The organism is Pseudomonas sp. BJa5 (assembly GCF_030272875.2).
GTDB lineage: Bacteria > Pseudomonadota > Gammaproteobacteria > Pseudomonadales > Pseudomonadaceae > Aquipseudomonas.
Genome location: NZ_JALRNG020000023.1, coordinates 20,573 through 35,509 on the forward strand (window position 1 = coordinate 20,573; position 14,937 = coordinate 35,509).

The window sequence follows — 14,937 nt, forward strand, 5'->3', positions numbered from 1 at the left end:
ATTGCCCTTCACCGGCGCTGCCGGCTCCGCCCAAGCATCCATTCAAGGAGGTTCCATGACCGCCGACCTGATTCTGTTCAACGGCAAACTGCACACGGTCGACCGTGAGAAGCCCACGGCCACTGCAGTCGCCATCAAGGATGGCCGCTTCATCGCCGTTGGCAACGACGCCGAGGCCATGGCCCACAAGGGTAGCGCCACCCAGATCATCGACCTGAAGCAGCGCACGGTGATCCCGGGCCTGAACGACTCGCACCTGCACCTGATCCGCGGCGGTCTGAACTACAACCTGGAGCTGCGCTGGGAAGGCGTGCCGTCGGTGGCCGATGCCCTGCGCATGCTCAAGGATCAAGCGGCACGCACACCCACCCCGCAGTGGGTGCGCGTGGTCGGTGGCTGGAACGAATTCCAGTTCGCTGAAAAACGCATGCCGACCCTGGAAGAAATCAACCAGGCCGCCCCTGACACCCCAGTGTTCCTGCTGCACCTGTACGACCGTGCGCTACTCAACCGCGCCGCGCTCAAGGCCGTCGGCTACGACAAGACCACCCCGAACCCGCCGGGTGGCGAGATCCAGCGCGATAAATTCGGCAACCCGACCGGCATGCTGATCGCCCGTCCCAACGCAATGATCCTCTACGCCACCCTGGCCAAAGGGCCGAAGCTGCCGCTGGAGTACCAAGTCAACTCCACCCGCCAGTTCATGCGTGAGCTGAACCGCTTGGGCCTGACCAGCGCCATCGACGCCGGTGGCGGCTACCAGAACTTCCCCGACGACTACTCGGTGATCCAAGCGCTGGCCGACAACAACCAGCTGACCGTGCGCATCGCCTACAACCTGTTCACCCAGAAGCCCAAGGAAGAGCTGGACGACTTCCGCAAGTGGACCTCCAGCGTCAAGCTGCACAGCGGTACTGACTTCCTGCGCCACAACGGCGCCGGCGAGATGCTAGTGTTCTCCGCCGCCGACTTCGAGGACTTCCTCGAGCCGCGTCCGGACCTGCCACAGACCATGGAAGAAGAGCTGGAGCCGGTGGTGCGCCACCTGGTCGAGCAACGCTGGCCGTTCCGCCTGCACGCCACCTACAACGAATCGATCACGCGCATGCTCGACGTGTTCGAGAAGGTCAACCGCGACATCCCGTTCAACGGCCTGCCGTGGTTCTTCGACCACGCCGAAACCATCACCCCGCAGAACATCGAGCGCGTGCGTGCCCTGGGCGGTGGTATCGCCATTCAGGACCGCATGGCCTTCCAGGGTGAGTACTTCGTCGACCGTTACGGCGCTAAAGCTGCCGAGCAGACCCCACCGATCAAGCGCATGCTCGAAATGGGCGTGCCGGTGGGCGCCGGTACCGACGCCACCCGCGTGTCCAGCTACAACCCCTGGACTTCGCTGTACTGGCTGGTTAGCGGCAAGACCGTTGGTGGCATGGAGCTGTACCCGGAAGGCCTGGACCGCGACACCGCACTGCAGCTCTTCACCCAAGGCAGCGCCTGGTTCTCCAGCGAGCAGGGCAAGAAGGGGCAGATCAAGGTAGGCCAACTGGCCGACTTGGCAGCGCTGTCGCTGGACTTCTTCAGCGTCGAAGAAGAAGCGATCAAGGGCATCGAATCGGTGCTGACCATCGTCGACGGCAAGGTGGTGTATGCGGCGGGCGAATTCGATCGCCTCGGCCCACCACAGGTGCCAGTGCTGCCGGAGTGGTCGCCCGTGGCCAAGGTGCCGGGGCACTGGCGCGTGGGCACGCCGTCGCTGGCGGCAGCCGTGCACCAGTGCTCGGGGCCGTGCGGGGTTCATGCGCACAGCCATGAGAAGGCGCGTCAATCGAGTGTACCGGTGAACGACTTCCAGGGTTTCTGGGGTGCGCTGGGCTGTTCGTGCTTTGCTTTCTAAGCTGATGTGATGTCGAAAAAAAAGGGCCGCGATGGCCCTTTTTTTGATTCTGCCCCAACAATCTGTGATTTTAGAGAATTAAAACTGTCGCGGGAGGCTCCCGTCCTTCGCGGCCTGCAGCCTCTTGGAGAGGAAACGCAAAACTGTCGCAATCGCCCAAAACGCCGGATCGGACTGATGCGTTAGAGAATTAAAACTGTCACAGGCAGAAACGACGCGGCTTTCATGCGCTTTCAAGATCACCGGCGGCTGGTCGGCCGCCGGTGACTGAATCATCGACGAGGGATGAAGTAGGCAACGAGACCGATGGTCATCAACCAGACGTGGGTTGAACTGTCGACCGGGGTGTCACCTGGGAACAGGAACATAGTGTACATGGCCGATTCTCCGGACAGGGGGAGAAGGTCAAAGCCGGGATTGGCTTGTGACTGCCTTGACTTCGTATTTATGGGTGTTGACCATCAAGTTGACGAATTCAGACGAAATCGCCTCAGCTGAATATGTACGCTCCAAGCCCATCGAAGCTCCTGGCCCTCAGACACTCCTGACGTTACAGGTAATTCCGGTCAGTGGTACAAGCCCCTAGCCCCTGTTGAAGGTCGCCTCTTCGCTTTCCTTCACAGGGGGATAGTTCTACGGAATCACCTCTGGAGTGTAACCGCGTTAGTCAATCGCAAGGTGTCGACTGCACCGCCCAGCCTGCAGATCAGCAGGGGCATACATGGGAATGAGCCTTCTATTGATTTCCCCAGCCATGACTTGGATCGATGCTTCAGGGTGACACCCCTTGCAACGCAGCAGTCCTGCAAGCCTGCTGCACTCGCGGCACAGAACCAGATGCTCCCTAGTATCGTGCTCATGGGCATACGAGAGCTCAATGACAGACGCTTCTAGGTCGAAGCAATGTTCACAACGAATCGTTCCGCCATGCAGAAGGCCAGCGGAAATGGTACGGAAAGTCATAACTGACCCGTCCTCTATATAAAGAAAGGTTAATTCCTGATCTTTTTGGTGAAGAGGAGGCGTTAACGGTGGCGGTGCCGAAACTCGCTGAGCTCTGGACCGTCGGCAAAGAGAGGGATGCGATAGAAGGCAGCATCAGCCGATTGGCTGAGGGTGGACAGAAGCGAAGATAGGTTTTTCTGTGCAGAGGTGATTTGGCGGATAGCTAGAGCAGCAGCTAGACCATGGGACAAATATGGGCATGCTCTTAACGCCCGTCGGGAGAGTGTTCGGAGAACTGTGACAGCTTTGCGTAATGAGACATGGCCCTCCAAGATCACGTACATCGCGTAATCAAGGTAGGACTGTTTCACTTCTCCATCGACATCAACTGGAATGATCTCTCTGGCTAGCGCCCCGGTTCCTCTGTAGCCAGGATCATGCTCGCTCGCAGAATGGCCATTTTCGACGGCATGGAACGCCGTCTCAATCGCACGACAAATGTCGTCTTCCAGTACCAATGCTTCAAGAAGCGCAATTTCACGAGCTGTTTCCTTCTCCCCCCACGATGACACAGCGGGGTCATACGTGATGACTCCTCCGTTACTCGTCAATTCAGACCGTGGGTGGTTCATGGGTCAAGCAACCTCTTGATTAGGTTGGGGATACAGCATCTCGAATATATTCCAAACGCCAAGGCCATCTCAACCTCATCCTCGCGGCTTGGCCTCCTATTGGTTCAATAGGCCTCGACACCGTGCGGCTTGAGCAATTTTTGTCGAATGGCAGCTATCGATTGCTGCCTGTCACGTAGGATTGCAATCAGCTGCTGCTCATGAGCGGTTAAAAATGACCTCACACCGAAGCGAAGACTAGCCGCGAAATGCCTAAGGTGGGGGATCACCCAAGCCTGGCGCTCACGGCTCCACGAATTTCTATTGCGCTTGAAGTATTAGTTTAAGCGTGGAAAGGTGAATGCGTCTGGCGTCGGCATCAAGCGGCTCGGCAGCGTTCCAAATAGCGTCGATCTTTGGCCTCACTGCCCTCGCGACCCGTTGACGATCTACTTGAACAAGACGCCTACCAAGCAGCGTAGTTGACGGTTTGGCGAGATCGACCCAACCCTCCTCGTTACTTTCCTTATAAGTAAAATTGAGTTTTGTACCTGTCATACGACATGCACCGTCAACAGTTACACCACCGTTCTCGTTCCAGATAATACAGAGGTATTCGTTCTTCTCTGTGGTGTCGAGAGAGTCTGGCCAGCTCTCAAACGACCAACGCTCTATGCCCTCGCCGTTCTGACTGTCGCCTCCATGCTCAATTCGCTCTTGGTCTTCGTGTTGCTTAGCCCTGGCTTCTGCCTCAGGGCCAGGCCTTGACGTGTACAGAAGAGCGTAGGCGTTCCGGTCCTCTAGATCAGCCACTGAGTAGTTATCGAAAGAGAAAGGCACCTTCCTGCTGTAATCAGGGCGTCGATCCCGATTCTTCGCATAGGCGTCGGCTGCGTCGGCTAGGTCCTGAGCTGTGATAGGTCTGCTGTCACTCGACAGCCAAAGCTGCTCGAACCACTTCTGTGCTGACTCGACTTCCTGTTTGTCGACGGTTTGAATTGCGGCCTCAAGCCAGTGCGCAACTTCAGACCCTTCAAAGCCCAAGCCATTTGCGGATATGTTTGCTGAGCCAATGATTGCCGAGTTAGGCCCCACAACTAGTTTCGCGTGTAGCCGGTCGCACTGACGAATCTGGACATGATCCATTGTCTTTGCTCGATCAACTAGCAGTTTGATCACCGCAGGATTTGTCCCGCCACTTCTGAGGTTGCAGATGACTCGCAGCGCCTTCCCGTCCTCGGGATGGATGATCGCCTCTGCGCCATCACCCCAGAATGCGACAGCCACGTCCAACGAAGCCTCTTGGGCGACCATCGAGCGAAGAGCCTTTCGATACTGTTCCGGACCAATGAACATTAAGTACTCCTTTGCTTACAGTCTCAGGTGCATTTTGAATTGAGTGACGGATTATAGGTTGAGACAGCAGAATCATTAAGCAGCACAACTACGAACTTTTGGACGGCCTAGTGGGGCCCGGTGTTGAGCAGCTTGCAGATTGTCGGCTGTGTCGATAGCAGTCAAGGAACGGGCTAACGGCCACCCCAAGTATGAGCTCCGAGATATTCGTAATCACAACGTCGTGGTCCATGTCCCTTTTTGGTCAGTACGCCAAAGCTCAGTTCCTCCTTGCATAGAGACCAGCGCCGTTTCCACCTTATCGATCGGATGGCCATAGGTATTGACGCCACATGAAATCGGCGTAGTCAACTTTGAAAAAAAGCTCTTCCAGCCTACAGCTGATACCTCGCCGGCAGCACCGCCATGGTGAGGTGTCACTAGTACACAAGGAGATTTCCTGAAGGTCGGAACATCCGTCGCGGCGCTCAGTACTTTGTCGTAATGGTGATCCCCCGTCAGCAGTGCCACCTGATTCGCCCCTTGAACAGCCAGCACAATACCTGTCTGGTTACGAGCACGTCCCGGCGTTGCGCGAAACAAGGTAAACGCGCCTTGACGCCAATGTTGTGCAAGAACGATCGCTCGGGACGAATTGGGAGCTCTTGTCGCTGGAGGAATGGCCGTCAAAGTTACATTGTTGCTAGCTAGTAGACGGCTTACGCGTTGAAATGTTGCCGTATTGGGGACCTGACTTGGAACCACCACAATGCGTAATTTAGCCAGTTCTAGTGGTGTGAATTCGAGTAATGCCAAATAATGGTCGATATCCCAGTGACTAATGAATAGGCATATTGGCCGTGTTTCAGTACTAATTTTACGACTCTCGACTATGGCTCTAACTTGGGCCTTGGTGAAAAGGCGACTAGCTCCAACGTCGTAAATGATTCTGTCGCTCGGGGTCAACACTTCGTTCCAGTTTGCATGTCCGCACTCCACAACGGTAAGAGTGATTGTGCCAGTTGTGTCCGGATTGGTGAGAAATTGAATAGGGGCAGTGGAGACCTTGGCGATTTGAGGCGAGGAAAGATTCTTAAGACGTGAAACGTTATCCCAAGGAACATTTTTGATTTCCGCGCCCAAGAACAAACTGCCAGCAGCATTCACATCTGCCGGAACATACTCTGCACCGTCAAAGGCTCGGGGATCGATGTTATACCAAGAGCCCTCTCGAAAACTCCTGTATCCAACTGGATCGTAGGAAAAGCGGATCATTGAGGGACTACTGTTTTGCGCCAAACCATCCAAGGTAGATCGGGCGTTGAGGGTGCGAGCAAACCTCACATGATCTTGCGATGTCGCGAAATCGAGGACAACTTGATGGAGGCCAGAGGCCTTTTCCTTGTTCACCTGCTGGACATAAAACAGCATTACCCACTCCATCCGGAGAATTGGAAACTCGCAACCGACTTATGATAAACCAATCATCCTGAGACTGTCTGCCTCTAGCATAAGCGTCTCAAGCCTGCCCAGGCTCAGATCAAGCCCCTTATTGACCAAGCGCAGCCTCATGGTAATGACTCCGCGCCGTGGAGCAATTACTGTGACAGTGTGGGCTGAGTCAGCATAAAGAACTGCGATTTAGTGAACCGCGATGGTTTCCTCTTTGGGGCGATAGCGCTCGGTCGCAAATGGCTGCAATCGACTGTGGACTCAACCGGTCGATGCAGCACACAGGCCTAGCCACATCGACTAATCCTCCTTATCCTCCTTATTCAATCCGGAACAGACCAACGACCTGTTTTGCTGCGGGGGTTGCGTGATTTTTCTTGATCAATAGGTGCGAAATGGAAGACGAAAAAGGAAAGAAAACTCAGCTGTTTGTAGGGCTTAGAAAAGCCAACGGCCAGATAGGATACCTCTCAGAAAGCCTCTCAATTCCTGAGTTTTTCGAGATGGTGCGGCCCTTGGATCACCAGGAACGGGTTCTCGTTGATTTTGCACCGGTGATTGAGACGCTTCACGCGTTGCACAAAGATGCCGGTGATCAGACGGTTATCAGCAAATATAAGTCCATGTACAGCTACTGGCATGATTCCATATCGTACAGCGATTTTCGGATCAGGCTGCCCAAATGTGAGAGCCTATCGGTAGCTGCCAACGAGTTGCTGGCAACTCTCGAAGACAGGATAGCCGAGCACCGTCGGGCCTATAAAAGTCGTAGAATAGTCGAGTCGAGTGAAAATCTCAGGGTCATCTTGGCGCTAGAGAAAGAGGTGAATATTGTCATTGATACGCTACTCTGTTTTATTCATTCCAAGGCATCTCTAGAGATTGCCTCATTCAAGAGGGACGTGGTGCTTGGCGAGTACTGTAGACGGCTGCTTGCAGTGCTGGAGGGCTTATTGGCTCAAGTCCTTGATTACTCTACTTACAATGATAGGTTTAAGTTGGAAAACGACTCCTTATTGTTCCATCTGGCATTCGTTGAGAATTGCGTCATTGACAGCTATAGCCAGCTGCTACCGAATTTTGAAAGCAAGGAAGATCTGCGTCTAGTCGTGCTGCGTAGCGGCAATAGCTGTGAAGTTACGCATGGGCATAACGATCGTTATATGGAGGTGGTGACTCGCTATCGTGTTCCGGATCAAAATGAGCTGAAAATGGCTCGAGTGCTCAGGGATTTGTGTTACAAGGTACGTTCAGTGAACGGCTTGATCAACACCCTCAAGCATGAGGTCGTCCGGTGGGATCCCTCTGAACATTCAATCGAGGAGTTGAAGGGCTTGATTCGTCTAGCTCCCCCCGGCAGTAAGCCCTTAATAGCATTGAGCGGGCGAGGATAAGCGGCGGCCGTTAAAACTCAGTTGTAGTGGTCAACTAATCCCGGACACTGCGTTAAGTTTTTCCTCGGCCACAGCGGGCGCCAGCCCGCTGTTAAATTGATGTGGCCGTTGCCAGTTGTAGCGTTGCATCAAAAACCGGCCGATATCCTGCTGTGCTAGCGAAGCGCTCATGTAGCCCACGGTCGGTACCCATTCCGTTTTCAGGCTGCGAAACAACCGTTCCATCGGTGCATTGTCGTGGCAGTTTCCACGCCGACTCATGCTCTGCTTGAAACGATAACGCCACAGCCGCTGACGGAAGCTTCGGCTGCCGTATTGGCATCCTTGGTCACTGTGAAACAGCACATTCTGAGGCCGGCCACGCTGCTTATAGGCCATGTCCAAAGCCTTGATGACTAGCTCAGCATCGGGCTTCGATGAAAACGCCCAGCCCACTACACGACGAGCGAAAAGATCGATCACGGCCGCCACATAGTGCCAGCGACCTTGAGCCCAGACATAGGTGATGTCCCCACACCAGACTTCATTCGGCGCCGACACGGTGAACGCTCGATCCAGCACGTTAGGGATATCTGGTCGCTCCACCGTCGCTTTTTTGTAAGCGTGTGAGCCAGGCTGTTTGCTGATCAGCTTCATCTCATTCATCAGCTTGCGCACCTTGAATCGGCCAATTGCTATGCCGTCCTCGCGCATCATGAACATGATGCTTCGGCTGCCCGCCGCGCTGAGGCTTTGGATAAACAGTTCGTTGACTCGACTGCGCAGAATCAGCCGCTTAACGTCTGGAAATCGGCGCTTGCGACAGTGCGCGTAATAGCAGGATCGGGTGACTTCAAATACCGAGCACAACAGATCAACAGGCTCTTGAGCACGGAGTTGATCAATTAACGCGAACGCTCGTGTTCCTCGGCCATCAAGAGCGCGGTGGCCTTTTTTAATATACTTTTTTCCCGTTCCAGGCGATTGATCCGAGCTTCCAGCTCCTGGATTTTCTGCTGTTCGGGCGTCAGCGCTTTGCTAGCCGGCGTCACACCGTTTCGCTCTTCCTGGAGCTGGTTAACCCATCGGCGCAGGGCCGATTCCACCAGTCCGAGCGAACGGGCTGCGTCGATGTGGCTGTAGCCCTGGTCGAGCACCAGGCTGGCAGCTTCGCGCTTGAACTCGGGGGTAAAGGTACGGCGTTGCTTGGTCATCAGACACCTCTCTGTGGCGAGCAATCTCGCCTAAATGGGTGTCCGGAATCATTAGACCACTACAGACAGACCAGATTTATACGTGGTCGGCAGGTGCCAATTGTTGCATCTAGCAAGCGGTTGTCTAAGTTTAATAGATAGCAATACCGCAAGCGCTTTCGGCCACCAAAGGTGTCAGCGCTGTTGCGGTTTCTCGTTGAGCGCTGTTGGGGGAATCCCTCCCAAAACGGCGAGGCTATGGGTATGTTTTATTGTGGGGCTGCGCTTCCATTAGGGAGGAACAACATGCCTTCAATAAAAGGCGCTGGTAAGCAACTCAGCGCAACCCTATTGCGAATGGAGGGCAGGCACGGCGCCATTTCAAGGTGGCTGACCATTGGGTTGTTCATCGGGGCTCTTGGCGTTGGTGCTGCGTCGGCCCAATTGACCGCATCAACGTCCCCTCTGTGTGCTGACGGTTCAAAAGCGACTGAATGGAGTTATGTACCTGAGGATGGCGTACCGCCCTGGGCAACTACGTTCCCGTGCGGTGATGGACAGACTTGCTACGCTCTGCCCACTAGCGGCTGCCTCAGGGTTACGGAGGTCAGGCAGCCGGTGGCCCTACCGGATCGTCCGGTGACTTTGGATAGCAAGCGACCGCCACCATCACCGGATGTCGATGCCCCGCCCATACACCTTCCACCGCCGCCACAGCCTTCGGTGGACAAACCCTTTAATCCTTTCGCGGTGAATCCGCTCCCTAGACCGGATTCAGTTTGCGCGCCTGGCAACGGGTGGGACTTTGAGTCGCTCATTTACGAAGGGGATGGGGTTCGCGCTGACTTCGCAGGTTGGAAAAGCGACGATCCAGGGACTTCGGTATTTAAGGACATCAATAATGTTGATCAGAAAATCGTGGCCGCTCCCGTGTATGGACACGCTAGCCCTATTGAGAACATCAAACCACCAGGATGGCTGCCGGAGATTGCCGACACGATCGGTGGCGATTACTGGCGATTCAGTCAGAGCCCAAATCATCACGGCGACTTCTGGATCAGCTCACGGTATTTACGACCATCGTGGCGCCAGCATCCGGGTGACAAGAGACCCGAGGAGGCTACAGGAACACTACGGTCCCCGCCTTGCGAGTTACAAGCTCCATTTCTTACCTTCCGCTTGAGTGGCGGCCGCTCGCCTTCGCAACGAGTTGAGCTGCTCGTACGAGGCGCCGATGCGAGCCAGTATGCAGGAATCTCGTTTCCACAACTCTTAGGGGCCGCGACACAGATGCTGGCAGCGCCGCCTGCCGCTCAACACTTTCCTCCGCTCATTGGTCCCTGGACTGTCGTTCGGTCCGTAACGTCGGTGGACCACGATGAGACCGACTGGATGCAAGTATATGTCTTCGATCTTCGACCATTCGTGGGAAGAGAGGTCCAAATTCGAGTGGTTGACGATGCTCGTTCCGAGTGCTTGAAACGGGCGGAGCGGGGCTGCCTCACGTACAGGCCCGAGCACATCAATGTCGACGACTTTCGATTTACCGAAACAGCACCTGAGAACGTTCATTGGCTTCCTGTCGGACGTGGACCTTGCAACTCGCGGCGAGTCAATTCAGGCGGCTGTGGGCCCATAGGAGTAGTACCTTCGTCCCCGCCTTTATGGGGATTCACCGACGCTCATGCCCATCCGATGGCAAACCTGGCCTTTGGCGGGCACGTCATTTGGGGCGATGTAAGTGATTCTCTCGAAGACGTTTACGACTGCTCGCGGCCGCTACCTGCGATTCTTGGGGCTGGTGGCCGGACAGCGATTGCGAGTCCGTCCGAAGAGAGCGCATGCTATCTATCCGGAGAGGTCACACTCTTTGTCAGTGCCGCAGCGGCTACATCGGTGTGCTCCCCGCTATTTTTGGTGCCAGTGTTTGGATTTGGAGCCGCAGTTCAGTGCCAAGCCACCGTCGCCGGCACAGCAGCGGCTTTGCTGCTTACCACTCCTGTCGTTGAAGGGTTAACGCTGCATGGGGGGCAAAAGCTAACCAGCGGGGCTTTGCTCTTCGGCGGCATACTCTCGGAGTCTTGGCTTGGCTACACACGGGCGGTCGGTAACCTTGGGGTCCAAGTTAACGCCTCGTTCAACAAGGGGTTGATCGCCGAAACCGACACATGGCCTGCCGCGACCCCTACGTTGGCCTGGTATCCGAAGGAAGAAGAGGGTTGGCACAGTTACATAGGGCAGGGAAAGACGCACAACCAGTACCAAGCCGATATGATCCGCCGGGCCTACGAGGGTGGTATGCGTCTTGGTGTTTGGGATGTCGTCAACAGTCGCGCTCTGGCTATCGTTGGCGATGGCAATGGCGTCGCTTCTGACTGGCAAGCATTAAAAGACCAGACAGATGCTGCAAAGCGAGTTGTGAGTACGAAGCTCTCGCATATCGCGAAAATTGTCTATACCCCGGAGGAAGCTGAAGCAACCATTCGGTCTGGCCGGATGGCGGTCATCCTGGGCAGCGAGGTAGACGAGCTCGGTCGAATGAGGCCGAGCGGCCTCCCTTGGCCGCGCTCCCCCCTTGTTGGTTTTGACAGCATGCAGAAGCAGATCGATGACTTATGGGCGCTTGGTATCCGCAAGATATCGCCGGTGCATGCAGTCAACAATCCAATTGGAGGAGCCGCAATATTTGACGATAGGTACGTTGCAAACAACTACTTCCTCAACGGAACACCTCTCGACGGTACGCCGTTGGAGTCCTCCGGACCGCTCACAAATCTGATTTTTGATATGAGTCTCGGGGGCATCCCGCTCAAGGCTGCTTTTGGGGATTTTAGCTTGACGAAGAAACTAGGCGGCGATGGCCGACAGCCCTGGAACCCTCAAGGTTGGTTCGAGTTCGATACAAGCACCCCGGACCCGGTGATCGGCAGCGACTATCCGGTTACATACCGAGTTGGTCAAGGTGGGATCCGACCAGATAGTCCAAATGCTCCTCGCACATTGCTTCACAGCGATGGAAGTTGGAAAACTCCATCAGAGGTGCTGAACCATCAGATCTTGCAGATGTACGTCGGCAACGACCTAGCGCGTGTCCTGCAAGCAAGTGGCCGATGTGACCTCCACAATACCTTTATTCCAGCGTTTGTTGATAAGTTCGGTGAGCCTGTCGACACTCAATACGTCAACGTGGCGGGTCATCGGAACATGCAAGGTATCTTTGTAGATGGCGGAGAGGACGGAATCGCATTTTTTAGAGCCGCGATGAAAAAGGGGATACTTCTGGACGTCGACCACATGTCGGAGAGAATGCGTGGGCAGGTCTATACGTTAGCCGCTACCTATGCGAGAGAGGCTGGTATCGCTGCTGCCGGTTGCCCGCAAGGCCAGACATGCGGAGACTACCCAGTAATGGGCGTGCACACGACTGTGCGAGATCTCGAGAAAGAGGGCTCATCCACAATACCACTGCAGGCGTCGTTTGGTTCGAACGATGAGTCGACCCGCACGCCCAAGGAGATCGCTTATGTGAGCACTAATGGCGGCACCGTCGGCGTTTTTCCACGGCCGAACTTCATCGCCCCAAATACCGCGGGTGGTCAGTGCACGAGGGACAGCGACTGCGCAGCGTGGGATGGTAGTTATGGAAGTGGAGGTGCTTGCCAAAGCGGGATGTGTAAGTCGCAGACCGCATCCGAGCTTACACTTAGGTCCTTCAAGCTGCCCACCGGCATTGTGAACGATTGTGATGGCTCGTCGAAGACCTTCGCAACCAAGTATCTTTGGATGCTAGAGGCGATGTCCGGGCACGGATTGACGCTGACTACCGACTTTAATGGGATGGCAAGTCAGCACAATCCTCGTTTCGGAGTCGCAATACCAGGCAAGTCGGCATGCGGCCAGTTTGGGCGCGGCACTAGTACGGGCATGGAGCAGTGGCCCGCTATCATGTTAGCGCGGCAGCTCATCGAGCACAGCGCTGTCTGGTACGAGGACTATGCCAGTCGAGCTCCGGTTAGCTCCCGATGGGCCAAAGACTGGTCGGAGCCGGACAGTCAGATGCCCAAGCGCTGGAAGGAAGTAGTGGCGCGGGATAGCACAGAGGATCGAGAGGATAGAGCTCCCAAGTTCCAGACATACTCTGATGGCAAGCCCATCAAGGATCTCGTGACGTACAACAATCGCGGGGCGGACTATTCCGAGGATTGGCACTACGGAGGGAACGTGCCAGGGGCTCAGCTTGCCCCGATGAAGCGCTGGAAGAAATTTCGAAGCGGATGGGATTTCAACCTCGACGGTCTACAACATGTCGGCCTGCTGCCTGATCTGCTCCAGGATATGCGCAATGTTGGCGTTCAATGGGAACAACTTGCTCCCCTGATGCACGGCGCACAGGATCTATTGGACACGTGGCGGCGTTCGAACGCCATAAGTCAGGCGCACCCTTGAGGGGGCAACATACTATTTGTTTCAACACTAATCAGCGTTTGCGCAGAAAACGACATGCGACAATATCCGCGGGCTGGGTTGATGCGAAGCGGACACGCAGTTGAAAAAGCTTGAATCGCCCCTGGTTTCCTAGACGCCTCCAAACTTAACGATGGTTTGGAGGCGTCTAGGAAACCAGGGTCGATTCATAAGCTACCGCTCAGCCAACCTTTCAGCAGCACCTGCGAGCAGGCCCCACTCACTGCTTGATGACTATCTGCGGATTCTCCTGCAGAAGCCCCCTTCACTTGAACGATTACTGGAGCCACGACTCAACGGCGTCGCCACCGTACTGGGCCTTCCACGCTTTGAGCACGGCGTGGTTGCCGCCCTTCGTTTGAACGACTTCGCCGTTATGGGGATTTTTGTAGGTCTTCACATCGCGAAGTTTGCGACTGCGCTTGCCCTCGGGGGCAGGGATGGTCTGCCGCTGAATAGCTTGGGGATCGAGGATACTCACGATGTCTCGAAGACTGAAGCCGTACTCAGCCAACAGCGCCCGGAGCTTTTCCTCGAACTCCATCTCAGCCTTTAACGCGCCATCGTTTTTCAGTTGCTCAAGCTCAGCAAGCTGAGCAGCAAGTTGTTGTTCCAGGAAGCGAAATTCTGCAAGACGGGACGTTTGATTCCTCGGGAGGCAATTAGATAGCTACCTCACTATATCTCAATTTGGCCAGGACACTGCGCCCACGGCTCGATAGCTTCACAAATCCAGGAGCCGTGGTACACGCCCCGATCGTTTCGTCGTGCTTTGACCTCATCCTTAGCGTGTGCGCACCATAGCGAGGTGCGCGTGTGATGCAGGAAATGGCTGTTGCGAAGCGCCTTACAGAGTCCGAAAGGTGATAGCGCTGATGCGATTTTGACCCAGACTGCTGATTTTGCCTGACCTAAATTCGGCCTATGAAATCCCGCGCCAAAACATCGTTTACTGATGTATTCGAGTGGGTTAACGATTTCCGGCAGCCAGGGTCAAAATCGCATCAGCGCCAACAGTCATATTGATACGGAGGGCCCGATGATTAGATCGTCAGACCGCTATCTGTCTGCGGGAGGCGTGGCTTCTTACCTTGGTCACCCCTGATAGCTGCAAGGGCTTGGTCCACAGTGTTACTAGAGCCTTTGGAGAGTGTCTGGATGGTTTCAACTTCCCCCTCCGACAGCTTCCGGCCCAACTGCTTCTCGACTCCCAGCAGTAGCGTGATGAAGTGCCCGAGAGTGGTTGGGTTCGGAGGGGTGAGCATAGGCCCTTCCATGAGACGGTCGAAAGGGGTTGAATCATCGGACATAAAAAGTCTCCATAGGTGTTTCTGACAGACTACGCATGGAGACGTGATTGAAGCAAGGCTATTCAAACACCTATCCAGCTATAGAACGCCAGCAACTTTCAGCTAAGTCAAAAGTGCAGGATTAACTTTGTCGAATCGGTCGACCAACTCATGAATTTGTTCAGCGAACTGCTCAAGCTTGAGCAAGTCAGCAACCGCGCGCCGGTTTCGATCAATTGTGCTTCATTCCTGAGGTGATCGACGCAGAGTGGATTAAGGGAGATTTCCTTCGCTCAATCCCTGGGACATCAACCAAATTAGTCTACGACAATCTTCCGTGCGCCCCTCACTCACTTTTGCCGCTACATGCCCGAGGGT

General features: G+C 55.1%; 7 protein-coding genes and 1 pseudogene. 3 read left to right on the plus strand and 5 right to left on the minus strand.

The window, feature by feature from the left end; all coding sequences use genetic code 11:
• Positions 1 to 55: 55 nt before the first annotated feature.
• The gene (locus M2D63_RS14530; protein WP_285863687.1) at positions 56 to 1,897 is read left to right on the plus strand and encodes an amidohydrolase; all 1,842 of its coding nucleotides are present in this window, start codon (positions 56 to 58) and stop codon (positions 1,895 to 1,897) included.
• Positions 1,898 to 2,922: 1,025 nt separating this feature from the next.
• On the opposite strand, the gene M2D63_RS14535 is transcribed toward M2D63_RS14530, so the two are convergent.
• The 3 genes from M2D63_RS14535 to M2D63_RS14545 form a co-directional block, all read right to left on the minus strand.
• Positions 2,923 to 3,474 carry a hypothetical protein gene (locus tag M2D63_RS14535; protein WP_285863628.1) on the minus strand — a complete coding sequence of 184 codons (552 nt, stop codon included), beginning with the start codon at positions 3,472 to 3,474 and terminating at the stop codon, positions 2,923 to 2,925.
• Positions 3,475 to 3,774: 300 nt separating this feature from the next.
• Positions 3,775 to 4,809 carry a phospholipase D family protein gene (locus M2D63_RS14540; RefSeq protein WP_285863629.1) on the minus strand — a complete coding sequence of 345 codons (1,035 nt, stop codon included), beginning with the start codon at positions 4,807 to 4,809 and terminating at the stop codon, positions 3,775 to 3,777.
• Between the two features lie 213 nt (positions 4,810 to 5,022).
• A complete protein-coding gene (locus M2D63_RS14545; RefSeq protein ID WP_285863630.1) occupies positions 5,023 to 6,219 on the minus strand; it encodes a hypothetical protein in 1,197 nt (398 codons plus the stop codon).
• 416 nt (positions 6,220 to 6,635) lie between these two features.
• On the opposite strand from M2D63_RS14545, the gene M2D63_RS14550 reads away from it, so the two are divergent.
• The gene (locus M2D63_RS14550; RefSeq protein WP_285863631.1) at positions 6,636 to 7,634 is read left to right on the plus strand and encodes a hypothetical protein; all 999 of its coding nucleotides are present in this window, start codon (positions 6,636 to 6,638) and stop codon (positions 7,632 to 7,634) included.
• 30 nt (positions 7,635 to 7,664) lie between these two features.
• On the opposite strand, the gene M2D63_RS14555 is transcribed toward M2D63_RS14550, so the two are convergent.
• Positions 7,665 to 8,827 (minus strand): IS3 family transposase gene (locus tag M2D63_RS14555; RefSeq protein ID WP_285863632.1). Its coding sequence is split into 2 segments (ribosomal slippage): positions 7,665 to 8,572 and positions 8,572 to 8,827, totalling 1,164 coding nucleotides; the frame shifts between segments, so codons are not numbered across the junction.
• A 1,674-nt stretch (positions 8,828 to 10,501) separates the two neighbouring features.
• On the opposite strand from M2D63_RS14555, the gene M2D63_RS14560 reads away from it, so the two are divergent.
• The gene (locus M2D63_RS14560; RefSeq protein ID WP_285863633.1) at positions 10,502 to 13,252 is read left to right on the plus strand and encodes a hypothetical protein; all 2,751 of its coding nucleotides are present in this window, start codon (positions 10,502 to 10,504) and stop codon (positions 13,250 to 13,252) included.
• Between the two features lie 295 nt (positions 13,253 to 13,547).
• Here the strand turns inward: M2D63_RS14560 and M2D63_RS14565 are convergent.
• Positions 13,548 to 13,910, minus strand: a pseudogene (locus tag M2D63_RS14565) (histone-like nucleoid-structuring protein, MvaT/MvaU family); the annotation flags it as partial.
• Positions 13,911 to 14,937: the final 1,027 nt, after the last annotated feature.

Excerpts from the sequence above, each read along its gene's own strand:
- M2D63_RS14530 (WP_285863687.1), top strand. The coding sequence starts at position 56 with ATGACCGCCGACCTGATTCTGTTCAACGGCAAACTGCACACGGTCGAC.
- M2D63_RS14535 (WP_285863628.1), bottom strand. The coding sequence starts at position 3,474 with ATGAACCACCCACGGTCTGAATTGACGAGTAACGGAGGAGTCATCACG.
- M2D63_RS14540 (WP_285863629.1), bottom strand. The coding sequence starts at position 4,809 with ATGTTCATTGGTCCGGAACAGTATCGAAAGGCTCTTCGCTCGATGGTC.
- M2D63_RS14545 (WP_285863630.1), bottom strand. The coding sequence starts at position 6,219 with ATGCTGTTTTATGTCCAGCAGGTGAACAAGGAAAAGGCCTCTGGCCTC.
- M2D63_RS14550 (WP_285863631.1), top strand. The coding sequence starts at position 6,636 with ATGGAAGACGAAAAAGGAAAGAAAACTCAGCTGTTTGTAGGGCTTAGA.
- M2D63_RS14560 (WP_285863633.1), top strand. The coding sequence starts at position 10,502 with ATGGCAAACCTGGCCTTTGGCGGGCACGTCATTTGGGGCGATGTAAGT.